General features: G+C 40.7%; 21 protein-coding genes. 18 read left to right on the top strand and 3 right to left on the bottom strand.

Translation table 11 applies throughout. The features are described 5' to 3' along the window. Positions 1 to 46 precede the first annotated feature (46 nt). Entirely contained in the window at positions 47 to 1,903 is a 1,857-nt protein-coding gene (gene secD, locus PVK70_RS03805) for a protein translocase subunit SecD (RefSeq protein ID WP_130044030.1), read from the top strand. Between the two features lie 12 nt (positions 1,904 to 1,915). Continuing rightward, entirely contained in the window at positions 1,916 to 2,866 is a 951-nt protein-coding gene (secF, locus tag PVK70_RS03800) for a protein translocase subunit SecF (RefSeq protein WP_130044031.1), read from the top strand. A 74-nt stretch (positions 2,867 to 2,940) separates the two neighbouring features. On the opposite strand, the gene PVK70_RS03795 is transcribed toward secF, so the two are convergent. From PVK70_RS03795 to map, 3 genes are read right to left on the bottom strand one after another with little or no spacing between them, the layout of a single operon-like run. Next, positions 2,941 to 3,321: a DUF3461 family protein gene (locus tag PVK70_RS03795; RefSeq protein WP_130044032.1), complete on the bottom strand. Its 381-nt coding sequence runs from the start codon at positions 3,319 to 3,321 to the stop codon at positions 2,941 to 2,943. Positions 3,322 to 3,351: 30 nt separating this feature from the next. Beyond that, the gene (glnD, locus tag PVK70_RS03790) at positions 3,352 to 5,973 is read right to left on the bottom strand and encodes a bifunctional uridylyltransferase/uridylyl-removing protein GlnD (protein ID WP_130047710.1); all 2,622 of its coding nucleotides are present in this window, start codon (positions 5,971 to 5,973) and stop codon (positions 3,352 to 3,354) included. A gap of 59 nt (positions 5,974 to 6,032) precedes the next feature. After that, positions 6,033 to 6,860 carry a type I methionyl aminopeptidase gene (gene map / locus PVK70_RS03785; RefSeq protein WP_130044034.1) on the bottom strand — a complete coding sequence of 276 codons (828 nt, stop codon included), beginning with the start codon at positions 6,858 to 6,860 and terminating at the stop codon, positions 6,033 to 6,035. A gap of 355 nt (positions 6,861 to 7,215) precedes the next feature. On the opposite strand from map, the gene rpsB reads away from it, so the two are divergent. The 16 genes from rpsB (at position 7,216) to dnaE (ending at position 25,597) form a co-directional block, all read left to right on the top strand. Next, complete coding sequence (gene rpsB, locus PVK70_RS03780; protein ID WP_130047709.1) at positions 7,216 to 7,944, top strand: 30S ribosomal protein S2; 729 nt, start codon at positions 7,216 to 7,218, stop codon at positions 7,942 to 7,944. A gap of 134 nt (positions 7,945 to 8,078) precedes the next feature. Further along, complete coding sequence (gene tsf / locus PVK70_RS03775; RefSeq protein ID WP_130047708.1) at positions 8,079 to 8,924, top strand: translation elongation factor Ts; 846 nt, start codon at positions 8,079 to 8,081, stop codon at positions 8,922 to 8,924. A 165-nt stretch (positions 8,925 to 9,089) separates the two neighbouring features. After that, positions 9,090 to 9,821, top strand: coding sequence for a UMP kinase (gene pyrH, locus PVK70_RS03770; RefSeq protein ID WP_130047707.1), 732 nt, complete (start codon positions 9,090 to 9,092; stop codon positions 9,819 to 9,821). A 35-nt stretch (positions 9,822 to 9,856) separates the two neighbouring features. Then, positions 9,857 to 10,414: a ribosome recycling factor gene (frr, locus tag PVK70_RS03765; RefSeq protein ID WP_130044038.1), complete on the top strand. Its 558-nt coding sequence runs from the start codon at positions 9,857 to 9,859 to the stop codon at positions 10,412 to 10,414. A 135-nt stretch (positions 10,415 to 10,549) separates the two neighbouring features. Beyond that, positions 10,550 to 11,311 carry an isoprenyl transferase gene (locus PVK70_RS03760; RefSeq protein WP_207216401.1) on the top strand — a complete coding sequence of 254 codons (762 nt, stop codon included), beginning with the start codon at positions 10,550 to 10,552 and terminating at the stop codon, positions 11,309 to 11,311. A 3-nt stretch (positions 11,312 to 11,314) separates the two neighbouring features. Beyond that, entirely contained in the window at positions 11,315 to 12,154 is an 840-nt protein-coding gene (locus PVK70_RS03755; RefSeq protein ID WP_130044040.1) for a phosphatidate cytidylyltransferase, read from the top strand. 103 nt (positions 12,155 to 12,257) lie between these two features. Next, complete coding sequence (gene ispC / locus PVK70_RS03750; RefSeq protein WP_130047705.1) at positions 12,258 to 13,460, top strand: 1-deoxy-D-xylulose-5-phosphate reductoisomerase; 1,203 nt, start codon at positions 12,258 to 12,260, stop codon at positions 13,458 to 13,460. 2 nt (positions 13,461 to 13,462) lie between these two features. Then, the gene (gene rseP, locus PVK70_RS03745) at positions 13,463 to 14,821 is read left to right on the top strand and encodes a sigma E protease regulator RseP (protein WP_130047704.1); all 1,359 of its coding nucleotides are present in this window, start codon (positions 13,463 to 13,465) and stop codon (positions 14,819 to 14,821) included. Positions 14,822 to 14,849: 28 nt separating this feature from the next. Beyond that, the gene (gene bamA / locus PVK70_RS03740; RefSeq protein ID WP_130047703.1) at positions 14,850 to 17,276 is read left to right on the top strand and encodes an outer membrane protein assembly factor BamA; all 2,427 of its coding nucleotides are present in this window, start codon (positions 14,850 to 14,852) and stop codon (positions 17,274 to 17,276) included. A gap of 74 nt (positions 17,277 to 17,350) precedes the next feature. Then, on the top strand, positions 17,351 to 17,866 hold the full coding sequence (locus PVK70_RS03735; protein ID WP_130044044.1) for an OmpH family outer membrane protein: 516 nt from the start codon (positions 17,351 to 17,353) through the stop codon (positions 17,864 to 17,866). A gap of 8 nt (positions 17,867 to 17,874) precedes the next feature. Then, the gene (lpxD, locus tag PVK70_RS03730) at positions 17,875 to 18,894 is read left to right on the top strand and encodes a UDP-3-O-(3-hydroxymyristoyl)glucosamine N-acyltransferase (RefSeq protein WP_130047702.1); all 1,020 of its coding nucleotides are present in this window, start codon (positions 17,875 to 17,877) and stop codon (positions 18,892 to 18,894) included. Between the two features lie 127 nt (positions 18,895 to 19,021). Then, positions 19,022 to 19,474 carry a 3-hydroxyacyl-ACP dehydratase FabZ gene (gene fabZ, locus PVK70_RS03725; protein ID WP_130047701.1) on the top strand — a complete coding sequence of 151 codons (453 nt, stop codon included), beginning with the start codon at positions 19,022 to 19,024 and terminating at the stop codon, positions 19,472 to 19,474. 2 nt (positions 19,475 to 19,476) lie between these two features. Then, positions 19,477 to 20,265 carry an acyl-ACP--UDP-N-acetylglucosamine O-acyltransferase gene (gene lpxA / locus PVK70_RS03720; RefSeq protein ID WP_130044047.1) on the top strand — a complete coding sequence of 263 codons (789 nt, stop codon included), beginning with the start codon at positions 19,477 to 19,479 and terminating at the stop codon, positions 20,263 to 20,265. A gap of 73 nt (positions 20,266 to 20,338) precedes the next feature. Continuing rightward, on the top strand, positions 20,339 to 21,490 hold the full coding sequence (gene lpxB, locus PVK70_RS03715; RefSeq protein ID WP_130047700.1) for a lipid-A-disaccharide synthase: 1,152 nt from the start codon (positions 20,339 to 20,341) through the stop codon (positions 21,488 to 21,490). A gap of 4 nt (positions 21,491 to 21,494) precedes the next feature. Beyond that, positions 21,495 to 22,118 carry a ribonuclease HII gene (gene rnhB / locus PVK70_RS03710; RefSeq protein ID WP_130047699.1) on the top strand — a complete coding sequence of 208 codons (624 nt, stop codon included), beginning with the start codon at positions 21,495 to 21,497 and terminating at the stop codon, positions 22,116 to 22,118. Then, positions 22,118 to 25,597 carry a DNA polymerase III subunit alpha gene (gene dnaE, locus PVK70_RS03705; RefSeq protein ID WP_130047698.1) on the top strand — a complete coding sequence of 1,160 codons (3,480 nt, stop codon included), beginning with the start codon at positions 22,118 to 22,120 and terminating at the stop codon, positions 25,595 to 25,597. The genes rnhB and dnaE overlap by 1 nt, the downstream gene beginning before the upstream one ends. Positions 25,598 to 25,615 lie beyond the last annotated feature (18 nt).

The following is a 25,615-nucleotide window of genomic DNA, read 5'->3' as shown; positions in this document are numbered from 1 at the left end:
ACCCTCTAACTTCGGTTAGGGGGTATTTTTCGTTAAGGACATCGCTGTGTTAAACCGTTTCCCTTTATGGAAGTATTTGATGGTAGTTTCAGTGCTACTTATCTCAGCTCTCTATGCACTTCCAAACCTTTATGGTGAAGATCCAGCAGTTCAAATCACGGGTAGTCGTGGTACAGAGGTTCAAACCTCAACGCTGGATGTTGTTGCTGAAAACTTAAAAAATAATGACATTGCGTATAAGTCTATTGCATTCGAAAATGGCAGTGTTCTTGTTCGCTTTAACGATACTGATTCCCAAATCAGTGCTCGAGATATTATCAATGAATCGTTAGGTAAAGATTACATTGTTGCATTAAACCTTGCTCCGCTTACTCCTGACTGGTTGACATCTATTGGTGCTGCACCAATGAAGCTGGGTCTAGATTTGCGTGGTGGTGTTCACTTCTTAATGGAAGTCGACATGGATGCGGCAATGACTAAGCTAATTGGTCAACAAGAAGAATCTTTCCGTACTGATCTTCGTGAAGCTAAGATCCGTTACCGTGCGATTCGTGATTCTGGAAAAGATGCGATTGAAGTGGTACTTCGTGATCAAGAGCAATTAGCTGAAGCCAAAAAAGTATTGTCTGATGTTCATCGTGATATGACCTTTGTAGAATCTGAATCAAATGGTCAATTCAAATTAACAGCAAGATTTACAGATCAGCGCCTACAAGAAATTCGTAATTATGCGGTTGAGCAAAACATTACGATTATTCGTAACCGTGTGAACGAATTAGGTGTTGCTGAACCGCTTGTTCAACGTCAAGGTGCAAGTCGCATCGTAGTTGAGCTACCGGGTGTACAAGATACAGCGCGAGCAAAAGAAATTTTAGGTGCAACAGCGACTCTGGAATTCCGTGAAGTGGATGATAGAGCGGATCTTGCTGCAGCTGCAAATGGTCGAGCGCCAGCAGGTAGTGAGATCAAAGAAGATCGTAATGGTCGTCCAGTTGTTCTTAAAAAGCGTATCATTCTTGGCGGTGAAAGCATTACAGATGCAAGTTCAAGCGCTGATGAGTATGGCCGTCCTCAAGTAAACATCTCACTAGACAGTGAAGGTGGCAGCAAGATGACTGCGTTCTCTCGTAAAAATATCGGTAAGCTAATGGCGACGGTATTTACAGAGTACAAAGACAGTGGTCGTCGTACACCTGAAGGTCGCGTTATTCTTTCTAAGACGGAAGAAGTGATTAACCAAGCAACGATTCAATCAGCACTTGGCCGTAGCTTCCGTATTACAGGTATCGACTCTCAAGCTGAAGCTCATAACCTAGCACTTCTACTTCGTGCTGGTGCTCTGATTGCACCTATCTCGATTGTTGAAGAACGTACGATTGGTCCATCAATGGGTCAACAGAATATCGATATGGGTATTCAAGCGTGTATTTGGGGTATGGTTGCAGTAATGATCTTTACTTTGGTTTATTACCGCGGTTTTGGTCTTGTTGCGAACTTAGCCTTAATGGCAAACTTGGTATTAATCATTGGTGTTATGTCGATGATCCCTGGTGCGACGATGACGCTTCCTGGTATTGCCGGTATCGTATTAACGGTAGGTATGGCAGTCGATGCTAACGTACTTATTTTCGAGCGTATTCGAGAAGAGCTGCGTGATGGGCGTAATCCACAACAAGCGATTCACCAAGGTTATGCGAATGCCTTCAGTACGATTGCCGATGCGAACATCACAACGTTAATTACGGCTATCATCCTATTTGCTGTAGGTACTGGCGCAATTAAAGGTTTTGCTGTTACGTTATCTATCGGTATTTTAACGTCAATGTTTACTGCGATTGTTGGTACTCGTTGTGTGATTAACTTAGTTTACGGCGGTAAGCGCGTAGACAAGCTGTCGATCTAAGGACTCATTATTATGTTTCAATTAATGAAAGCAGAGAAAACGATCGACTTTATGCGTTGGTCTAAAGCTGCCTTTCTTTTCTCAATGTTGATGATTGTTGCTTCTATCGCAACATTATCGACAAAGTGGTTAAACTGGGGCTTAGACTTCACGGGTGGAACTCTGATTGAAGTGGGCTTTGAGCAGCCAGCACAACTACCAGATATCCGTAGTGCGTTAGAAGCGAAAGGTTTTGGTGATGCAACGGTTCAAAACTTTGGTACTGCACGTGATGTTATCGTTCGTCTTCAACCTCGTGAAAACGTAAAAGGCGAAGAGTTAGGTAACCAAATCATCAGTGCAATTAAAGAAGGCACTGGTGAACAAGTAGAGATGCGTCGTATTGAGTTCGTTGGTCCAAATGTGGGTGATGAACTGACAGAGGCGGGTGGTTTAGCTATTCTCGTTTCTTTGTTATGTATTTTGGCTTATGTTTCGATGCGTTTCCAATGGCGTTTAGCTGCTGGTGCGGTATTGGCATTAGCACATGATATTATCATTACGTTAGGTATTTTCTCTTTCTTACAAATTGAAGTTGATTTAACGATTATCGCGGCACTGTTAACGGTGGTGGGTTATTCCTTGAATGATACCATTGTTGTATTTGACCGTATTCGTGAAAACTTCTTGAAAATGCGTAAGGGTGATTCTAACGACATTATTAATGATGCGATTACACAAACATTAAGCCGTACATTAATTACATCAGCAACGACGCTATTTGTAGTTATTGCATTGTTCACTCAGGGCGGTGCGATGATCCATGGCTTTGCGCTTGCATTGCTATTAGGTATCACGATCGGTACCTATTCTTCTATCTATGTAGCATCAGCATTGGCTCTGAAATTAGGCATCACTCGTGAGCACCTAATGCCAACACCTGTTGATAAAGAAGGTGAGGAAGAATTTGAGCAAATGCCGTAAAGGACTTGCTTGATATTGAACTCATAAAAAATGGACCTTAATCGGTCCATTTTTTTATTTTGGTATAACAGCAATTATAGTTTGTCTAAATCACGTTCGATTTCTTCAATTTTGCTTGCAACAACTTTCTCTAAATGGCGAAGATCTTTCAATATTTTCTTTTTTACATCCGCGGCCGTTTCTTTTTCAGGACGAGTGATTTTATTTAGCTCATCGATAATAAGCGTTAGATTACGGTTAATTTCAGTGGTTTCTTTATAGCGATGACTGCCGCCATCAACAAGAACATTTTTTACTTGGCGCGGGTATTTAAATTTTACACTCTTTGCAAAAAGTTCGCCTTTTTGCTTACCAAAGTAAATTTTTAATACGTCTTTTTGTGCTTCTTGTCGTAGAGAGTAACGCTCTATTTTCTCAGGATCTGATATTCCAAGGTTAATTAAGTGTGGGTACATAGCTAACTCCATTATTATTATGCAAAAACATTAATTGATAAGGTTATCAACATTTTCAATTAATGCTGCTTTTAGTTCCGCTTGCTTTTCATCATCTAGTCGTCCGCCAAGATCTGAGGTTAATATAAATAAATCTTCAGCTCTCTCACCAATGGTTGTGATTTTTGCAGCATGAAGATTAATGCCAAGCTGAGCGAAGGTAGCGCCGACGGTAGCGAGTAATCCAGGTGTATCCAATGCAACAAATTCCATCAATGTTCGCTTTCCTGTTCTTGTAGGTAAAAACTCCATACGTGTTTTTACTGTAAAGTGTTGTAGCTGACGTGGTGGGCGACGTGTTTTGATGTGAGTTTCTTGGGTTTCAAGTTCAACGGCATACAGTTGAGCAATCAAGCGCTGTTGTCTTTCTTCATCTATAGGGTCATCGTTTTGATCTAAAACCATGAAGGTATCAAGCGCGTAACCATCTTTACTCGACATGATTTGAGCATCATAGATAGTAATACTGCGTCTATCCAATTCCGCTGCAACCGTGGCAAATAGGTGAGCTTTATCTTTACTGTAGATAAATATTTCTGTGCCACCACGAGTTGGATTTTTACTGATGAGAATGAGTGACTTCTCTATGTCTGAATGATTCAGAAGGTTGCTTGCGTGCCATGCAATTTGTTGATGGGTATGACGCAAGAAATAATCAGCTTTAAAGCGACGCCATAAATCTTCAATTTGCCATTGCGTAAATCCTTCAGATCTAAGTTGAGCTGAAGCCATGTGTTGATTATGGCGAATACGATCACGCAGGTCGGGTGGGTTTTCTAACCCTCTACGCAGGGCTCTTTGAGTCGCATTATATAAATCAGCAATTAGAGAGCGTTTCCAGCTGTTCCAAAGATCAGGATTAGTTGCACAAATATCGGCAACGGTCAGGCAAACTAAATAGTCGAGACGTTCTTCATCTCGAACTTGTTTGGCGAACTCGGTTATCACATCAGGATCATAAATATCACGGCGCTGTGCAGTGACAGACATCAATAAATGACTTTTTACCAACCAAGAGACTAAGTTTGCTTCGGGTTTTGAAAGTCCATGAATAATACAAAACTCGTAAGCATCGACGGCACCTAATTCTGAGTGATCTCCCCCACGTCCTTTGGCGATATCATGAAAGATAGCCGCGATGATTAATAGTTCTTTTTTAATCATTTTTGGATAGACTTCGCAGCAAATAGGGTGTTTTTCTCGGTTTTTTGGGTCTGAAAATTTATTAATGTGTTTTAGTAAGCGAATACTATGTTCATCTACGGTATAGGCATGAAATAAATCAAACTGCATTTGTCCAACAATGTGGCTCCATTGAGGTAAATAAGCAGAGATAACACCTAACTTATGCATTGAACTAAAGGCATTATGGAGCGCATTTGGGTGTTGAGTTAGTTGTAAAAATTTTTCACGCGCTTCTGGGATATCACATAAAAAACGATTCAAACGGCGTCGAGCTGTGCGTAATTGTCGCATTGTTGGAGGGGAAACCCCTTCAATACTAGAGTCACTGGCCATTAATAAGAACATATCCAGAATGGTATCAGGACGAGCTTGGAATAAAGCAGGCTTTCTTGCTTCAATAAGACGACCGCGACGTTGAAAATCATTATTGATAATAATGGCTTTGGTTTGTTCACCTTGGTTAAGGATAGCTTGGTCGAATATTTTTAATAGCATGCTATTAAGTTCTGCAACACGTCGTAAAGTGCGGTAGAACTCTTTCATCATGCGCTCGACACCACGGTTGCCTTCACCGATAAAACCTAAATGTTCAGCGACAGAAGCTTGATGGCCAAAGGTGAGCCGATTATCGTAACGCTTTAGCTCAATATGCAAAGCAAAGCGAACGCGCCATAAGAACTCTTGGCATTCTAATAATTCTCGATACTCCGCGTCTGTTAAGAAACCAGCTTGGCTCATCTCAAGCAGAGACGTTGCTCCAAAATGACGTCGAGCAATCCAGCTAAGGGTGTGAATATCTCTCAGCCCACCAGGACTTGATTTAATGTCGGGCTCTAAGTTGTAAGTGGTGTCGTGATAGCGACTATGGCGTTTTTTTTGCTCATCAATTTTAGCTTGATAAAAGGATTCACTTGGCCAGAAACTATCTGAGTGAATATTCAGTTTCAATTGATGGGCAAGTTCTTTATCTCCGCAGATATAACGCGCTTCTTGTAAATTGGTCGCTACGGTTAAATCGCTTTTTCCAATTTCGATACATTCAGATAAAGTTCGAACACTGTGGCCGATTTCTAGCTTTAAATCCCAGAGTAAGGTAACGAAATGGCTGACTTTTTGACAAAATCCCTCGTCAGTATTTCCTTTGGTAAGCAATAGGATATCAATATCAGACAAAGGGTGAAGTTCACTGCGCCCATAACCACCAACGGCAATGAGAGAGGTGTCTGAGGCGTCATTGAATGCAAAGAAAGCCCAAAGGCGAGACAGTAATTGGTCAAAATAATCAGCACGTTGTAGCACTAAGTCTGACACTGGTAAACTTTGATGGAAGCAATCAATTTGATATTGAGAGAAAAGGGCAAGCTGATGTTTTAGCTCTGTAATCGTGAGTTGCTGATCAGATAAAGCAAGAGGAGATGTATAGTTCATAGCAATCCTTGCTAATGTAAAACAGAAGACCGAAGCCTTCTGTTTATTTTAATGTTTGATTATTTATTGTTCATATGACGAGGGATACTTTCTTCAGCGCGAAGTGTTAATACTTCGCAACCGGTTTCTGTAACCAAAATAGTATGTTCCCACTGAGCGGTATTCTTACCATCACCAGTATAAACTGTCCAACCATCATTATCGTCTTGTAGGCAACCAAATTTACCTAGGTTAATCATTGGTTCGATAGTGAAGGTCATGCCTTCTTTTAAAATGGTTCGATCGTTATTCTTATAATGAACAATTTGAGGCTCTTCATGGAATTCAGAGCCAATGCCGTGACCGCAATAATCACGAACAATTGAACATTTAGGTGTTGTACCTTTAATGTATTTTTGGATAGCAGTGCCAATCTCACCAAGTTTTACACCCGGTTTCACTTTACGCATACCAACATATAAGCTTTCTTGAGCGATTAAACATAGACGCTTATCGGTAGCGCTTACGTCGCCAATTAAAAACATCTTAGAAGTATCGCCATGATAGCCATCTTTAATTACAGTAATGTCGATATTAAGAATATCACCATCTTTTAAAACCGCAGGTTTTACGAAACCATTGTATTGCTCATCTTGTGTTGCTGGAATGCCGTGACACACAATATGATTGATTGATGTGCAAATAGATTTAGGGAAGCCATGGTAGTTCAGTGGTGCAGGGATAGCCCCTTGCACTTCAGTAATGTGCTTATGGCAAATTTGGTTAAGTTCCTCAGTGGTAACCCCTGCTTTTACATAAGGTTCAATCATCTCGAGTACTTCTGCGGCCAGTTGACCGGCTATGCGCATTTTTTCAATTTCAGCGGCGTTTTTAATTTTTACTGACATGGGCTTTTCTCTATCTAAAATAAATCGTATTAAACGATAATGGTTCTTAGTTTACCTAGCCAATCTTTATCTTTCAATTATAAGGTGAACTGAGAGCGTGGATCAGTCAAATGATCGTTTAATCGTAGTGAATTATGTGAAAAGGGTAGATTTTAGCCGCGTTTTTATGGTATAAAGCGCGCCGGATTGGTGAACAATTTGTTCTCAATACCGACTATACTTTAATTTTAAATCACACACATACCGTCACGCTGTCCGGGGTGCTCAACTTTTTTGATTTTTTATCAAATGGTTAGGGTCGGATTACAAGCGGGGTATGTGGAGGCTTAACCCCATTTAATAGAGGAATTCTCAAATGGCAACTGTATCAATGCGCGATATGCTTAAAGCTGGTGTTCACTTCGGTCACCAAACTCGTTACTGGAACCCAAAAATGAAGCCATTCATCTTTGGTGCTCGTAACAAAGTTCATATCATCAACTTAGAAAAAACTGTACCAATGTTCAACGAAGCTTTAGCAGAACTTGCTAAAATCGGTAACAAAAAAGGTAAAGTTCTTTTCGTTGGTACTAAGCGCGCTGCATCTGAAGCTGTTAAAGAAGCTGCAATCAACAGTGACCAGTACTACGTGAACAACCGTTGGTTAGGCGGCATGCTTACTAACTTTAAAACTGTTCGCCAGTCTATCAAGCGTTTAAAAGAATTCGAAGTTCAATCTCAAGACGGTACTTTTGAGAAAATTACTAAGAAAGAAGCGCTAATGCGTACACGTAGCATGGAAAAACTAGAGAAATCTCTAGGCGGTATCAAAAACATGAACGGTCTTCCAGACGCGTTATTTGTTATCGATGCTGATCACGAGCACATTGCAGTTAAAGAAGCAAACAACCTAGGTATCCCAGTATTTGCTGTTGTTGATACTAACTCAAACCCAGATGGCGTTGACTACATTATCCCAGGTAACGATGACGCAATCCGCGCTATCCAACTTTACCTAAACGCTGCTGCTGATTCTGTAAAGTCTGGTCGTAACCAAGACGTTGCAGCTGTAGCTGAAAAAGACGGTTTCGTAGAAGCTGAATAATATTTCGATTCGTCGAAAATATTATTTGCTCCTAGTGAGTCTTTTGGTTTCGTAGTAAACTAAAAATAGTTAGCAGGGGCCCAATTTGGCCCCTGATTTTTAACTTTATACCTATTTATATTGAGGAATTGAGAATGGCAACTGTAACTGCTGCTCTAGTTAAAGAACTTCGTGAACGTACTGCTGCTGGTATGATGGAATGTAAGAAAGCACTTGTTGAAGCTGAAGGCGACATCGAGCTAGCGATCGAAAACATGCGTAAATCTGGCGCAGCAAAAGCGGCTAAAAAAGCAGGCAACATCGCTGCTGAAGGCACAATCATCATTAAAGAAGAAGCTGGCGTTGCTGTTCTTCTTGAAGTTAACTGTCAAACAGACTTCGTTGCTAAAGACTCAGGCTTCCTAGCATTTGCTAACGAAGTTGCTGAAACTGCTCTAGCAGAACGTCTAGACATCGAAGCGCTTCAAGCTAAATTTGAAGATGCTCGTATCGCTCTAGTAACTAAAATCGGCGAAAACATCAGCATCCGTCGCGTTCAACTAGTTGAAGGTGTTGCTTTAGCTGCTTACCGTCACGGTGAGAAAATCGGTGTTGTTGTTGCTGGTGAAGGCGAAGCTGAAACACTTAAGCACATCGCTATGCACGTTGCTGCTTCTAAGCCTGATTACGTTAACCCATCTGACGTACCAGCTGAAGTAGTAGCAAAAGAGCAAGCTGTTCAAGTTGAAATCGCTATGAACGAAGGCAAGCCTCAAGAAATCGCAGAGAAAATGGTTATCGGCCGTATGAAGAAATTCACGGGCGAAGTTTCTCTAACAGGTCAAGCTTTCATCATGGAACCTAAGAAAACTGTTGCTGAAATTCTTAAAGAAAAAGGCGCATCAGTATCTAACTTCGTACGTCTAGAAGTTGGTGAAGGTATCGAGAAAGCGGCTGAAATGAGCTTTGCTGACGAAGTAGCTGCAGTACAAAAAGGTTAATCCTTTCGTATTGTTGATAAAAAAGACCGTGGCCATGCTGCGGTCTTTTTGTGAATGCTCAATAAATAACAAGTTATGATGATAATTGTGCCCTTTTGTGTATTTAAGTTCTAATATCAAAAGGCTACAGTTATTTCGACAACTCTTAGTGAAAAGGTAAGAACCATGACGACGAACCCGAAACCAGTATATCAGCGTATTCTATTAAAACTTAGTGGTGAAGCACTTCAAGGCGAAGAGGGTTTTGGTATCGACCCTGCAACACTTGAGCGTATGGCTCAAGAAGTAAAAGAACTGATTGAACTTGGCGTACAAGTTGGTGTTGTAATCGGTGGTGGTAACCTTTTCCGTGGTGCAGGCCTTGCAGAAGCAGGTATGAACCGTGTTGTAGGTGACCACATGGGTATGCTAGCAACGGTAATGAATGGCCTTGCAATGCGTGATGCGCTTCACCGTGCTTATGTGAATGCTCGTGTAATGTCAGCGATTCCTCTTAAAGGTGTATGTGACGATTACAACTGGGCGGATGCAATCGCTCAACTTCGTCAAGGTCGTGTAGTGATCTTCTCTGCAGGTACTGGTAACCCATTCTTTACGACAGATTCAGCAGCGTGTTTACGTGGCATTGAAATTGAAGCTGACGTAGTATTAAAAGCAACGAAAGTAGACGGTGTATTCACTGCTGATCCAGTATCTAACCCAGACGCTGAATTGTATGATAAACTGGATTACAGCACAGTTCTTGAAAAAGAATTAAAAGTTATGGACTTAGCTGCATTTACTCTAGCTCGCGATCACGAAATGCCAATTCGTGTGTTCAATATGAACAAACCTGGTGCATTACGTCGCGTTGTTATGGGTGAAGCTGAAGGTACTCTAATCAGTAACGCTAAATAATAGTCCGAAATAAAAATAACAATTAAGGTGAAGTTGTGATTAACGAAATCAAAAAAGACGCTCAAGAGCGCATGGAAAAAAGTGTAGAAGCACTGAAAAACAATCTATTAAAGATTCGTACAGGCCGTGCTCATCCAAGTCTTCTTGCTGGTCTTTCAGTAGAATACTATGGTGCTAAAACACCTATTAATCAAGTTGCTAACATTATTGCTGAGGATTCTCGTACTCTTGCAATTACTGTTTTCGATAAAGAACTTGCTGGTCTTGTTGAAAAAGCAATCATGATGTCAGATCTTGGCCTAAACCCAATGTCTGCTGGTACAGTAATTCGTGTACCACTTCCACCGCTAACTGAAGAGCGTCGTAAAGACCTAGTTAAAATCGTTCGTGGTGAAGCTGAAAATGGTCGTGTTGCTGTTCGTAACATCCGTCGTGATGCTAACGGTGACGTTAAAGCACTTCTAAAAGAGAAAGAAATCTCAGAAGATGACGATCGTAAAGCACAAGATGAGATCCAAAAATTAACTGATGCTGCCGTTAAGAGTATTGATGAAGTACTTGCAGTTAAAGAAAAAGAGTTAATGGAAGTATAATTTACTTTTATTACTCATTGTTCAGACTGATGTTTTTATTTAAATAATGATATGATATCTGTGATGAACACGATAAGAAGCGCTATGTGTAGACATTAGCGCTTTTATTTTTAAGGGAGTTATATGGCCAGTCAAATGAATAACGAGTCTTTATCATTAGAAGTATTACCCAAGCATATTGCGGTAATTATGGATGGTAATGGACGTTGGGCGAAAGCTCAGGGAAAGCCTCGTGTATTTGGTCATAAAGCGGGTGTTGATGCGGTAAGAAAAACCATATCAGCAGCCAGTAAATTAGGAATCCGTGCCATAACACTTTTTGCTTTTAGTAGTGAAAATTGGCGTCGTCCTGAAGAAGAAGTTAGTGTTCTTATGGAGTTGTTTATCACGGTTCTTTCACGTGAAGTAAAACGTCTCCATAAAAATAATATTCAATTACGTGTTATAGGTGATACTTCTCAATTTAGTACACGTCTTCAGAAGAAGATCCTAGAGGCTGAAGCTGTAACTGCTGAAAATACAGGCTTAGTACTAAATATCGCGGCGAATTATGGCGGGAAATGGGATATCACCCAAGCAGTAAAACGTCTTGCTTATCAAGTAGAGCAAGGCAACTTACAGGCAGACAGCATTGATGAAGCTGCGATAGCATCTGAGTTAATGATGTCAGATTTGCCTGATGTGGATTTGATGGTAAGAACCAGTGGTGAGTGCCGTATAAGTAATTTTATGTTGTGGCAAATGGCATACGCTGAGTTCTATTTCACTGACCAATATTGGCCAGACTTCAACGAGCAAAGCTTAGCAGATGCTGTAGCTTGGTTTGTAAGTCGAGAAAGACGATTTGGGTGTACCGGTGAACAAATCCAAGCTCTAATGAACGAAAAGGATCAATAAAGTTTGAAACAGCGCATTATTACCGCTCTTATCTTAGCCCCTTTGGTTATTGCTGGCATTTTTATGTTACCAATGCAGGGCTTTCTTATTGCTATTGCTGCAATTACCTTAGTAGGCTTTTGGGAGTGGACTCAGTTTACTGAATCAAAATCTCGTTATATAGCTTTAATTCCTTCTGTTGCGGCCTTAGCGGCATCTCTTTTCTTATTGCCTACCTCTACACTAGAACTTGCAATACCAAGTGATGGCCACCAAGCAGTACTGCTTATCGGTTCAATTTGGTGGTTAATTGCATCAGGGTTAGTACTTACTTTTCCCAAAAGTAAAGCATTGTGGCAAAACAACCTTCCTTTAAAACACATTTTTGGTTGGCTAACCATGATCCCGTTTTTATGGAGTATTTTACTACTTCGCGCGGATCACTACGCTTTTGACAGTTTTTACGGTGCTAAATTAGTACTGCTAGTTTGTCTTTTGGTATGGGCTGCTGATAGTGGCGCTTATTTTGCTGGCAAATCTTTTGGTAAACGTAAAATGTCACCAGCAGTGAGCCCAAACAAAACTATTGAAGGATTAATTGGTGGTATTATTACCGCGATTATTATTGGCTGGACAGCAGCATCTGCGTTTGATATTCGTTTTGAAAGCACCGCGGCAATGCTAGGTATATTTATCGCAACCATCATTATTTCTGTGTTAGGCGATCTCGTTGAAAGTATGTTTAAACGAGCGTCTGGGATCAAGGACAGCGGAACCATTATCCCTGGCCATGGCGGCATTTTAGATCGTATAGATAGCTTAACAGCAGCCTTCCCAGTATTTGCTTTCTTATACTTCCTATAGACCAATAGCTCTTCTTTATTGAAGAGTGAAATTAAGGTCACGGTAATTTATGCGGTAGATATTATAATCTACCGTTTTTCTATTTTTTCAATGGCAAATTATTATGCGCAAGTTAACCATTTTAGGAGCAACAGGCTCCATTGGCAGTAGTACGCTTTCAGTCGCAAAACATAACGCCGAACAATTTGAAGTTGTGGCTTTAGGTGCAGGATCTAATGTTGAGAAGATGCTGGAACTTTGTTGTGAATGGCAACCAAAATATGTCGCAATGGCGTGTCAATCTGCAGCTGATGAACTAAAAGAACAATTTAAAGCACATCAGATCACAGCAGAAGTATTCTCTGGTGAAGAAGGCTTGTGTCATATTGCCCAGCTTGATGAGGTTGATACCGTAATGGCAGCGATTGTCGGTGCGGCTGGTTTACTTCCAACTATGTCAGCGGTTAAAGCGGGTAAACGTATTTTACTTGCAAATAAAGAAGCCTTGGTGATGTCGGGGCAATTGTTTATTGATGCAGTTGAACAATATGGTGCTGAGTTATTGCCTGTAGATAGTGAGCATAATGCTATTTTTCAATGCCTTCCGGAGTCTATTCAAACCAATTTAGGCCGTTGTGATCTTGATGCTCATGGTGTGAGCTCTATTTTATTAACAGGCTCAGGCGGCCCTTTCCGTTATACTGATGTCGCTGAGCTTGATGCGGTTACCCCTGAGATGGCAATTGCGCATCCAAATTGGTCAATGGGGCCTAAAATTTCAGTTGATTCAGCAACCATGATGAATAAAGGCCTTGAGTATATTGAAGCTCGTTGGTTGTTTAATGCGAATAAAGAACAATTGAAAGTTATCATCCACCCGCAATCAGTGATTCATTCAATGGTGCAATATAAAGATGGTTCCGTTCTCGCGCAAATGGGGCTACCAGATATGAGAACACCCATTGCATGTACCATGTCTTACCCTAAAAGAGTAAATGCAGGTGTTGAACCGTTAGATTTTACCAAAGTTGGTGAGTTTAGTTTCATCGCTCCTGATTTTTCTCGTTATCCATGTTTAAAGTTGGCGATTGATGCGTGTTACTTAGGCCAGCATGCGACTACTGGATTAAATGCTGCAAATGAACAGTCAGTTGCTGCTTTTTTAAACGGTGAAATTAAATTTACCGATATCGCTCGAATTAATGAGTTGGTTTTGAACAAAGTATGCGCAAACTTCCAAAACCTTGAGCTAGATAGCTTGGAAAGCCTGATTGACCTAGATAGAATGGCGCGTCATTATGCCGATGAGGCAATTAAAAAGGTTTAACTATGTCAGAACTTCTATGGAATTTAGCATCATTTATTATTGCACTAGGCATTCTTGTTGCCGTGCATGAATACGGCCATTTTTGGGTTGCGCGCCGTTGTGGTGTCATTGTTGAGAAGTTTTCAATTGGTTTTGGTAAAGCGCTTTGGAGCAAAAAAGGCAAAGACGGCACTGAATACAGTATCTCAATGATCCCGCTTGGTGGTTATGTGAAAATGCTGGATGAACGTGTTGATGAAGTTCCTGAAGAGTTAAAAAAACACGCATTTAATAATCGTCCATTATGGCAGCGCAGTGCCATTGTTGCCGCTGGGCCAATAGCAAATTTCTTGTTTGCAATTGTGGCATGTTGGTTGGCATTCATGATTGGTGTGACGGCACTTAAACCCATCGTTGGTCATGTCGATAATGGTTCTATATTTTCTCAAGCAGGAATTGCATCTGGTGTGGAACTAAAAGCCATTTCAGGAATCCAAACTTCCGATTGGGAAGCGGTGAATATGGCCATTGTTTCTCATATTGGTGATGAATCAATGACGGTGACTTACAGCGATAAAGAGAATATCGGTGTTGATGTGACAAAACGTCTTGATTTAACTAACTGGGCGTTTGACCCAGAAAAAGACTCTCCAATGTTGTCACTTGGTTTTCTTCCATACCGCCCAGCGTTAACTCTTGATGTTGCAAATGTTAGTAGTAACAGTGCTGCTGAAAAATCGGGTTTATTAGTTGGTGACCGCTTACTTTCAGCTAATGGTCAAACGTTAACTGAATGGCAAGGTATGGTCGATGTGATACAAGCAAATCCAAATAAAGCCGTTACTATCGCCGTTATGCGTGATGGTAAAGAGATTGCTTTAACTCTGACCCCAGACAGCAAAGAAACGGCTACGGGAGAGGTAATAGGCTTTGCTGGTGTTTCTCCGATATTTGAAGAGTGGCCAGAAGGCTACCGCTATGAGAAACAATATGGTCCAATCGTTGCTTTTGGGAAAGCGATTGAAAAAACAGGCAGTATTATTGATTTAACGTTAACGATGACAAAGAAATTGTTCACCGGTGACGTCGCTTTAAATAACTTAAGTGGCCCTATTTCTATTGCAAAAGGAGCAGGGACAACAGCCGAATATGGGTTAGTATCATTTTTAGGATTTTTAGCCCTAATTAGTGTTAATTTAGGTATTATTAATTTATTACCTCTTCCGGTTCTGGATGGCGGACATTTACTCTTTTTTGCTATTGAAGGCATTACGCGTAAACCAGTACCAGAGCGAGTTCAAGAGATTGGTTATAAAGTAGGTACAGTAATGATCATGTCATTAATGGCCGTCGCTTTATTTAACGACTTTATGCGCCTTTAAGTAGTAGCAGGGAATTATAAAACGTATTATGGCGATGAAAAAATTGTTGATTGCTTCACTGCTGTTTAGCAGTGTAGCAGCGCAGAGCGCAGAAACATTTGTAGTGGATGATATACGCTTCGAGGGATTACAGCGTGTCGCATTAGGTGCAGCATTACTTAAAACTCCAGTTCGAATTGGCGACTCAATGAGTCAGCAAGACGTATCTCAAGTCATTCAAGCTTTATTTGCTTCAGGTAACTTTGAAGATGTAAAAGTATACCGTGATGGTAATGCATTACTAATCAAGGTTACTGAGCGTCCGACGATCGCGAATATCTCTTTTTCTGGCAACAAAGCCATTAAAGAAGAGCAGATGCAGCAGAACTTAGAAGCGTCATCGATTCGTGTTGGTGAAGCACTTGATAGAACAACCTTAAGTAATATTGAAAAAGGGTTAGAAGATTTCTATTACAGTGTTGGTAAGTATAACGCGACGGTTCACGCGGTTGTTACTCCACTTCCACGTAATCGTGCTGACTTAAAGTTTGTTTTCACTGAAGGTGTTTCGGCAAAAATCCAGCAAATTAACTTTATTGGTAATGAAGTATTTACCGATGATGAGTTATTGGGACGTTTTAATCTAAACGTAGATGTGGCTTGGTGGAACTTCTTAGCTGATGAAAAATATCAGAAACAAGTTCTTGCTGGTGATATTGAAGCGTTACGTTCATATTATCTTGATCGTGGTTATTTAAAGTTTCAAGTTGATTCAACTCAAGTCTCTATCTCTCCGGATAAAAAAGGCGTTTATATCACACTGACGATAAAAGAGGGTGAACCTTATACTGTTAGTGGCGTTAAATTCCAAGGCGAGTTAATCGGTAAAGAAAAAGAGTTTCAAGAACTGGTTCCTTTTGAAGATGGTGACGTTTATAACGGTTCTGCAGTTACTCGTTTAGAAGAAAATATTAAACGTATTTTAGGTGAAGCAGGTTACGCTTATCCTCAAGTTCGTACCATGCCTGAATTTGATGATGAGAACCAAACTGTATCTTTAGTAATTAATGTCGAAGCGGGCAACCGTATGTATGTTCGCGATATTAAATTTGTCGGCAACACCTCGACTAAAGATGAAGTATTGCGTCGTGAAATGCGTCAAATGGAAAGTGCTTGGTTAAACTCAAAGTCGATTGAGACAGGTAAAAATCGTTTGAATCGTCTAGGTTTCTTTGAAACGGTTGATGTACAAACTATTCGTGTTCCTGGCTCTGATGATCAAGTAGATCTGGTTTATTCTGTAAAAGAAGCCAACTCAGGTAGCGTAAACTTTGGTGTCGGCTACGGTACTGAATCAGGAGTCAGTTTCCAGGTTGGTCTTCAGCAAGATAACTTTATTGGTTCTGGTAACCGTGTTGGTATCAATGCGATGATGAACGATTACCAAAAGAACATCAGTTTAGATTACCGTGACCCTTACTGGAACCTTGATGGTGTCAGTTTAGGTGGTAAGATCTTCTATAACGAATTTGAAGCATCTGATGCAGGTATTGTTGACTATACCAACCAAAGTTACGGCGGTAATTTAACGTGGGGTTTCCCATTTGATGAGCTGAACTATTTCGAGATCGGTGTTGGCTATACTCATAATAAAATCGGTAATCTGGATGAGAATGAACAAGTAAGTAAGTTTAAAGAGTCTGTTGGTGATGCTTATGATGACAAAAACAACGAATTAAATTTAAACGACTTTGATGTCACCTTATCGTGGACGCGTAATAACCTGAATAAAGGGTACTTCCCAACGGCAGGTAACTATCAACGTGCATCATATAAAATATCAACGCCAAACTCTGATGCTAAATACTTTAAAGCGCAGTATGAAGTGCGCCAATATTTCCCATTAACCAAAAAACATGAGTTTGCTTTATTAATGCGTGGTAAGGCAGGGTATGGTAACGGTTATGGGAAAACGGATGGCAATGATAATCTGTACCCATTCTACGAGAACTTTTATGCTGGTGGTTTTACAACTTTACGTGGTTTTGGCTCAAACTCAGTAGGCCCTAGAGCGGTATATGCTCAAGGTTCAGGTTCTGCTGGAGGAAACAATCCAGAATATATCGTTACAGATGATTCAACCGGTGGTAATGCGACAGCATTAGCCAGTGTTGAATTGATTGTACCAACCCCATTTGCAAGCGAAGAAACTCAAAGCCAAATTCGAACCAGTGTGTTCTTTGATATGGCAAGCGTGTGGGATACGGAAGCGCAATATAGTGACAGCCAAATCGCAAGCGGTAGTCAATATTATTACGACTATTCAGACCCAAGTAACTTCCGTTCTTCATACGGTGCAGCGCTGCAATGGATGTCTCCAATGGGACCTTTGGTATTCTCAGTAGCGAAACCTGTGAAAATTTATGAAGGTGATGATGAAGAATTCTTCAGTTTTACCATCGGTCGAACTTTCTAAGCATTGATAGCTCTAATAGAAAAGTGTTAATGTAAACTGTATTAGTTTATATACGATAATAGTTAAGTAAGGATATGATTTTGAAAAAATTAGTGAAAGCAGCCGCTTTAGGCGCAGTACTGGTAAGTGGTTCATTTTTTGCTAATGCAGCAGAAGCAGCAACCAAGATTGGCTATGTAAATATGGCTCAGATCGTTCAACAAATGCCGCAACGTGAAGCAATTTCTGAAAAACTTCGTGCTGAGTTTAAAGATCGTATCGATGAGTTGCGCAGCCTTGAATCGAAAATCAAAGATAAAGTTGAAACGATCAAGCGTGATGGTGAATTACTTGGTGCATCAGGTCAAACGAAACTAGAGCGTGAAATCGCTTCACTTCAGTCTGATTACAAACTAAAAGCACAAGCTTTAGATGAAGATAACCGTCGTCGTCAAGGCGAAGAGCGTCAAAAACTGATTATGCAAGTTCAACAAACTGTTGAAAAAGTAGCAAATAAAGAAGGTTACGATATGGTTGTTGATGCAGCGACACTGCTTTGGGCAAAACCAGAAGACAACCTATCAGAAAAAGTTATTAAAGCAATTAAATAAGGTTCACCATGACACGTATTACGCTTGCTGAATTGGCAGAAAAACTTGGTGCAACAGTTCATGGAAATGGAGATGTTGTTGTTCACTCTATCGCTTCGATGAGTAAAGCTTCTGAAGGCGATATTACATTTCTTTCAGATGCTAAATACCGCAAGCACTTAGCAGAATGCAAAGCGTCTGCGGTGATAGTAAAAGAAGCAGATATTGAATTTTGCCAATCAAACGCATTAATAATGAAAGACCCATACTTAGGGTTTGCATTAGCGGCGCAAGCGTTAGATACAACACCTGCACCAGCAACAAACATTGCCGCATCAGCTTACATCGCTGACGATGCCATTATTGGTGAAGGCGTTGCTATTGGACATAATGCAGTGATTGAATCAAAAGCAGTGATTGCTGATGGTGCAATTATCGGTGCGGGTTGTTTTATTGGACAAGAAGCCAAAATTGGTAAAAATACGAAATTATGGGCAAATGTCTCTATTTACCATCGTGTTGAACTTGGTGAATCGTGTCTCGTACAATCAGGAACCGTGATTGGTTCAGATGGTTTTGGTTATGCGAATGACCGAGGTACTTGGGTTAAAATCCCACAGTTAGGAACCGTGATCATTGGCGACAATGTTGAAATTGGAGCCAACACAGCGATTGACCGTGGTGCGATTGATAACACGGTAATAGAAAGCAATGTAATCATTGATAACCAAATTCAAATTGCGCATAACGTACAAATCGGATCTGGTTCAGCGATGGCTGGTGGTACTATAGTTGCTGGCAGTACTAAGATTGGTAAGCACTGTATTATTGGCGGTGGCTCTGTAATTAATGGTCATATCGAAATTACTGATGGTGTAACTATCACCGGTATGGGTATGGTGATGAGAGGCATTGATGAAAAAGGCATGTATTCATCAGGCATTCCACTGCAAACCAATAAAGAATGGCGTAAAACAGCGACTCGAGTTCATAAAATTGATGAAATGAACAAGCGACTAAAAGCCGTTGAGAAAAAGCTAGTTGATTAATATCAGCTTTACTACATTCTAATTAATAAGTATTGGTCTGCATTTTGCAGACCTTTTTCTATCTATTATTACTCTATTTGAGCTACACTATTGTTCAGATACGATATTGTTTTACAGGAATACTATTTTGACTCGTGAAAATAAAACATTAAATATTACTGAAATCCAAGAGTTACTACCTCATCGTTACCCATTTTTATTGGTTGACCGAGTAACTGATTTCGAAGAAGAGAAATACTTACACGCGATCAAGAATGTGTCTGTGAATGAACCTCAATTTACAGGTCACTTCCCACAAATGCCTATCTTTCCTGGTGTATTAATTCTTGAAGCGATGGCTCAAGCAACTGGATTATTGGCGTTTAAATCATTCGGTGCTCCTGCTGAGAATGAACTGTATTACTTTGCAAGTATCGATAAAGCAAAATTCCGTAAGCCAGTAGTACCAGGTGACCAATTAGTTCTTGAAGTTGAATTTATTAAAGATCGCCGTGGCATCGCATTATTTAACGGTGTAGCTAAAGTTGACGGTGATGTCGTTTGTTCTGCTGAACTTAAGTGTGCAAGACGAGAGTTTTAATTATGATTCATGAAAGCGCTAACATTCATCCATCAGCCGTTATTGAAGGTAATGTAACGATTGAAGCTAATGTATCTATTGGCCCATTTACTTACATTTCAGGCAATGTAACGATTGGTGAAGGCACAGAAGTGATGTCTCATGTTGTTATCAAAGGCGATACAACAATAGGCAAAGAAAACCGAATTTTTGCTTTTGCAATTATTGGTGAAGAAAGCCAAGATAAAAAATACAGTGGCGAACCAACAACGGTTGTCATTGGTGATCGTAACGTTATCCGTGAAAGTGTTCAAATTCATCGTGGTACGGTTCAAGATCGTGGTGTAACAACAATTGGTAGTGATAACCTACTTTGCGTAAATGTCCATATTGCGCATGACTGTATTGTTGGTGACAACATTATCATGGGCAACAATGCGACATTAGCTGGCCATGTAACAATTGAAGATTACGCGATTGTTTCTGCACTATCTCCAGTTCATCAGTTCTGTACTGTTGGTGCTCATAGCTTTATTGGCGGTGCTTCTGTTGTTGTTCAAGACGTACCTCCATTTGTTATGGCACAAGGTAACCACTGTAAGCCGTTTGGTATTAATATCGAAGGCCTAAAGCGTCGTGGTTTTGAGAAGCCAGAAATTCACGCTATTCGCCGAGCTTATAAAGCCCTTTACCGTAATGGTAATACGCTTGAAGAAGCGAAAGTAGAAATAAACAAAGAAATTGAAGCATTTCCAGTACTTCAAGGCTTCTTAGATTTGTTTGAGAAATCAACGCGCGGTATTATTCGTTAATCACGGCGTTTAGAAAAATATAAGCATATTATAAAGGCCTATCAATGTAGGCCTTTTTTATTTTGGAGCAAAAATGACCAAACCATTACGAATCGGTATTGTCGCTGGTGAGCTTTCGGGTGATACGCTAGGCGAAGGCTTTATTAAGTCAATTAAAGCACAATACCCAGATGCTGAGTTTGTTGGGATCGGCGGACCAAAAATGATAGCTCAAGGCTGTAATTCTTTATTTGATATGGAAGAGTTAGCCGTAATGGGATTGGTTGAAGTGCTTGGCCGTTTACCTCGTCTATTGAAAGTAAAAGCAGAGTTAGTGCGCTACTTTACTCAAAATCCACCCGATGTATTTATTGGTATTGATGCCCCTGATTTTAACCTTCGTCTTGAAAAAACGCTAAAAGACAACGGAATCAAAACAGTTCATTACGTTAGTCCATCGGTATGGGCGTGGCGTCCAAAGCGTATTTTTAAAATTGATGCGGCAACGGATCTAGTGTTGGCTTTTCTGCCATTTGAAAAAGCATTCTATGATAAATACAATGTGGCTTGTGAATTTATTGGTCATACCCTTGCTGATGCCATTCCAATGCACAGTGACAAAACAGCGGCAAGAGATCTTCTTGGGCTAGAGCAAGATCGCCAATGGCTTGCGGTTTTGCCGGGGAGCCGAGGTGGTGAAGTTGCATTAATTGCCAAACCATTTATTGAAACCTGCCAGCGTATCCATAAACAACACCCTAAAATGGGATTTGTTGTGGCAGCGGTAAATGAAAAACGCCGTGAGCAATTTGAGACAATTTGGAAAGAAACAGCGCCAGAATTAGAATTTACTATTATTCAAGATACCGCTCGTAACGTAATGACTGCAGCAGATGCAGTGTTACTTGCTTCAGGAACGGTTGCTCTTGAATGCATGCTCGTTAAACGCCCAATGGTGGTTGGCTATCAAGTAAATAAACTGACTGGCTGGATCGCGCAAAAGCTGTCGATTACAGAGTTTGTGTCATTACCGAATGTACTCGCAGGTAAAGAGCTAGTTCAGGAGTTTATTCAAGAAGAGTGTCATCCTGATTTTCTTTATCCAGCAATGGAAAAAGTATTATGCGGTGATAATCATGAACTGATTGAAAAGTTTACCGAGATGCATCAGTGGATTCAAAAAGATGCCGATAAACAGGCAGCTAATGCTGTTTTACGTTTAATTAATAAAGAAATTACAGAATAACCTCATGACAAAAAAAACAGACTCAAAAGAATTACCACCATTTGAATACCCTGAAGGATACCAGTTATTTGCCGGTGTTGATGAAGTCGGGCGTGGGCCATTAGTTGGTGCTGTTGTTACTGCGGCTGTAATTTTAGACCCGAATAATCCGATAGAAGGGTTAACAGATTCAAAGAAACTGACAGATAAAAAACGAGAACAACTGTTTCCCGAAATTCAAGAAAAAGCCTTAGCATGGTCACTAGGCCGTTGTGAGGCACATGAAATTGATGAGTTGAATATTCTGCAAGCGACAATGGTTGCGATGCAAAGGGCTATTGCTGGGTTGAAGATAACGCCTGATTTTGCCTTAATTGACGGCAATAAAGTCCCTGATTTACCAATGGCCGGTTTAGCGGTTGTTAAAGGCGATTTACGAGTTCAAGAGATCAGTGCTGCATCCATTATTGCAAAAGTAACTCGTGACAGAGAGATGGAAGAGTTAGATAAAGAATTCCCTCAATATGGATTTGCCAAGCACAAAGGTTATCCAACCAAAGCACACTTTGCTGCGATTGAAGAGCATGGTGTGATTGCTGAACATCGCCGCAGCTTTAAACCCGTTAAGCGTGTGTTAGGGATTGAATAATGTCTGAACCTAAATTCGTACACCTCAGAGTACACAGTGATTTCTCACTAGTGGATGGGCTTTCAAAAGTGCCACCATTAGTGAAAAAAGTCGCTGAGTTAGGAATGCCTGCAATGGCATTGACAGATTTCACCAATTTATGTGGCTTAGTTAAGTATTATTTTGCTGCACATGGTGCTGGTGTTAAACCTATTATTGGTGCCGATTTTAAAGTTCAGTCACCAGAGCTTGGTAAGGAACTGTTTAATTTAACCATCTTAGCTAAAAATAATGAAGGGTATAAAAACCTAACATTATTGATCTCCAAAGCGTATTTACGCGGACATGTTCAGCATACACCGGTAATAGATAAAGAGTGGTTAATCGAGCATAAAGAAGGCTTAATACTTCTCTCTGGTGGTAAAAGCGGTGATGTTGGAAAAGCCTTATTAAAGGGCAATAAAGATCTCGCTCGTGACTGTGTCGCGTTTTATCAAGAACACTTTTCAGAACATTACTATTTAGAGCTAACGCGAACAGGCCGACCTGACGAAGAGAGTTACTTGCACTTCGCTGTTGAGTTAGCCGAAAATGAAGGCCTACCAGTTGTTGCCACTAATGATGTTCGTTTTATTAAAGCCGATGACTTTGATGCGCATGAAATACGCGTGGCAATTCATGATGGTTTTACTTTAGAAGATCCTCGCCGCCCAAAACTCTACAGTGAACAACAATACCTGCGCTCAGAAGAAGAGATGTGTGAACTCTTTTCTGACATACCAGAAGCACTAGAAAACAGCGTTGAAATAGCAAAGCGCTGTAACGTAACGGTACGTCTGGGTGAATACTTTCTGCCTAACTTCCCAACAGAAGGGATGAAGATTGAAGATTTCCTCGTTAAGAAATCTCAAGAAGGTTTAGAAAGACGTTTGGCCTTTTTGTTTCCTGATGAGAAAGTGCGTTTAGAGCGTCGACCTGAATATGATGAACGTCTACAGATAGAGCTTGATGTTATTAACCAAATGGGATTCCCGGGTTACTTCTTGATCGTAATGGAATTTATCCAGTGGTCAAAAGATAACGATATTCCAGTTGGTCCTGGTCGTGGCTCAGGTGCGGGTTCTTTGGTTGCTTATGCTTTAGACATTACCGATCTTGATCCTCTTGAATACGACTTACTGTTCGAACGTTTCTTAAACCCTGAACGTGTATCCATGCCCGATTTTGATATCGATTTCTGTATGGATAAACGTGATCAAGTTATTGATCACGTAGCGGAAATGTATGGCCGTGATGCGGTATCTCAGATCATCACTTTTGGTACTATGGCTGCTAAAGCGGTAATTCGAGATGTAGGTCGAGTACTTGGTCATCCTTATGGTTTTGTTGACCGTATTTCTAAGTTAGTACCGCCAGATCCAGGAATGACGCTAGCCAAAGCGTTTGATGCTGAGCCACAACTGCCCGAACTCTATGAGGCGGATGAGGAAGTTAAAGCGCTGATCGATATGTGTCGTATCCTTGAAGGGTGTACACGAAATGCAGGTAAGCATGCGGGTGGCGTTGTTATTTCACCAACGACGATTACAGATTTTGCACCATTATATTGTGATGCCGATGGTAATTTCCCTGTAACGCAATTTGATAAAAATGACGTTGAAACAGCTGGATTAGTTAAGTTTGACTTCTTGGGTTTAAGAACGTTGACCATTATTGACTGGGCATTAGGCCTAGTTAACCCAAAGCTAGCAAAAGAAGGAAAAGATCCAATTCGAATCGAATCGATTCCTTTGGATGATCAGGCGTCATTTAATCTATTACAAAACTCGGAAACGACCGCGGTATTCCAACTAGAATCCCGTGGTATGAAAGATCTTATCAAACGTCTACAACCAGACTGTTTTGAAGATATTATCGCATTGGTGGCACTATTCCGTCCGGGGCCATTGCAATCAGGCATGGTAGATAACTTTATTGACCGTAAGCATGGTCGAGAAGAGGTTTCATATCCGGATGCAACGTGGCAGCACGAGTCGTTAAAAGAAACGTTAGAGCCAACTTACGGCATTATCTTGTATCAAGAGCAAGTAATGCAGATTGCACAGATCTTAGCGGGCTATACGCTAGGTGGCGCGGATATGCTTCGTCGTGCAATGGGTAAGAAAAAGCCAGAAGAGATGGCAAAACAACGTGGTACCTTTAAAGAAGGTGCAATTGCAAATGGCGTTGATGGCGAGTTGTCGATGAAAATCTTCGACTTGGTAGAGAAGTTTGCAGGTTATGGCTTTAACAAATCTCACTCTGCGGCTTATGCACTCGTTTCTTATCAAACCTTATGGTTAAAAACGCATTATCCAGCGGAATTTATGGCTGCAGTAATGACGGCTGATATGGATAATACGGAAAAAGTCATCGGCTTGGTTGATGAATGTTTCCGTATGAAGTTAAAAGTATTGCCACCAGATGTGAATGCGGGTTTATATCGTTTCAATGTCGATGAAGATGGTGCCATCGTTTATGGTATTGGTGCAATCAAAGGCGTTGGTGAGGGACCAATTGAAAATATCATCGAAGCACGAAATAAAGGCGGGCATTTCCGTGATTTATTCGATTTTTGTGCTCGCATTGATACAAAGAAAACCAATAAGCGTGTTGTTGAAAAATTGATCCGCTCAGGCGCATTAGATCGACTTGGACCGCATCGTGCAGCATTAATGGCTTCATTAGAGGATGCCATGAAAGCGGCAGGCCAGCATCATCAAGCCGAAGCTTTTGGTCAATCGGATATGTTCGGGGTGTTAACTCAAGCGCCAGAAGAAGTAGAGCAAGCGTATATTCATGTACCAAGATGGCCTGAAAAAGTATGGCTTGAGGGAGAGCGTGAAACATTAGGTCTTTATTTAACTGGACACCCAGTGAATGCCTATATTAAAGAGTTGTCTCGATATACGACTTGGCGATTGAATGATGCTCACGTTACGAGACGTGATCAAACAGTAACAGTTGCAGGTTTAGTGATTGCTGCTAGAGTAATGACCACTAAACGAGGTAATCGTATTGGTTTGATGACATTAGATGACAGATCTGGCCGAATGGAAGTGATGTTGTTCTCAGATGCGCTTGATCGATACGCTGATTTACTAGAAACTGATAAAATAGTGCTCGTTTCGGGACAGGTCAGCTTTGATGATTTCAATGGTGGGCTTAAAATGTCAGCCCGTGAAGTGATGTCATTGGGAGATGCACGAGAAAAATACGCTCGTGGGCTATCCGTTTCTGTTACCGATGCGCAAATTAACAACCAATTTTTTGAACGCTTTAGTCAAATACTAGAGCCGAACCGGGCAGGGACTGTTCCGGTAAATGTATATTATCAGCGAGCTGATGCTCGTGTTAAGTTGGTCTTAGGAACAGAATGGCGAGTGACGCCAACAGACCAACTGATGGATGATTTGAAATCGTTGCTTGGCGAACAGCAAGTCGAGCTTGAATTTAACTAGAATAAATAAGGCTACTAA

This window comes from Aliivibrio sp. A6, assembly GCF_028765505.1.
Lineage (GTDB): Bacteria > Pseudomonadota > Gammaproteobacteria > Enterobacterales > Vibrionaceae > Aliivibrio > Aliivibrio finisterrensis_A.
This window is presented reverse-complemented; position numbering and strand designations above follow the sequence as displayed.

Bases quoted from the DNA above. Each gene is read 5' to 3' on its own strand.
- secF (WP_130044031.1), top strand. From the start codon at position 1,916: ATGTTTCAATTAATGAAAGCAGAGAAAACGATCGACTTTATGCGTTGG.
- PVK70_RS03795 (WP_130044032.1), bottom strand. From the start codon at position 3,321: ATGTACCCACACTTAATTAACCTTGGAATATCAGATCCTGAGAAAATA.
- glnD (WP_130047710.1), bottom strand. From the start codon at position 5,973: ATGAACTATACATCTCCTCTTGCTTTATCTGATCAGCAACTCACGATT.
- map (WP_130044034.1), bottom strand. From the start codon at position 6,860: ATGTCAGTAAAAATTAAAAACGCCGCTGAAATTGAAAAAATGCGCATA.
- rpsB (WP_130047709.1), top strand. From the start codon at position 7,216: ATGGCAACTGTATCAATGCGCGATATGCTTAAAGCTGGTGTTCACTTC.
- tsf (WP_130047708.1), top strand. From the start codon at position 8,079: ATGGCAACTGTAACTGCTGCTCTAGTTAAAGAACTTCGTGAACGTACT.
- pyrH (WP_130047707.1), top strand. From the start codon at position 9,090: ATGACGACGAACCCGAAACCAGTATATCAGCGTATTCTATTAAAACTT.
- PVK70_RS03760 (WP_207216401.1), top strand. From the start codon at position 10,550: ATGAATAACGAGTCTTTATCATTAGAAGTATTACCCAAGCATATTGCG.
- ispC (WP_130047705.1), top strand. From the start codon at position 12,258: ATGCGCAAGTTAACCATTTTAGGAGCAACAGGCTCCATTGGCAGTAGT.
- rseP (WP_130047704.1), top strand. From the start codon at position 13,463: ATGTCAGAACTTCTATGGAATTTAGCATCATTTATTATTGCACTAGGC.
- bamA (WP_130047703.1), top strand. From the start codon at position 14,850: ATGGCGATGAAAAAATTGTTGATTGCTTCACTGCTGTTTAGCAGTGTA.
- PVK70_RS03735 (WP_130044044.1), top strand. From the start codon at position 17,351: ATGATTTTGAAAAAATTAGTGAAAGCAGCCGCTTTAGGCGCAGTACTG.
- lpxD (WP_130047702.1), top strand. From the start codon at position 17,875: ATGACACGTATTACGCTTGCTGAATTGGCAGAAAAACTTGGTGCAACA.
- lpxA (WP_130044047.1), top strand. From the start codon at position 19,477: ATGATTCATGAAAGCGCTAACATTCATCCATCAGCCGTTATTGAAGGT.
- lpxB (WP_130047700.1), top strand. From the start codon at position 20,339: ATGACCAAACCATTACGAATCGGTATTGTCGCTGGTGAGCTTTCGGGT.
- rnhB (WP_130047699.1), top strand. From the start codon at position 21,495: ATGACAAAAAAAACAGACTCAAAAGAATTACCACCATTTGAATACCCT.
- dnaE (WP_130047698.1), top strand. From the start codon at position 22,118: ATGTCTGAACCTAAATTCGTACACCTCAGAGTACACAGTGATTTCTCA.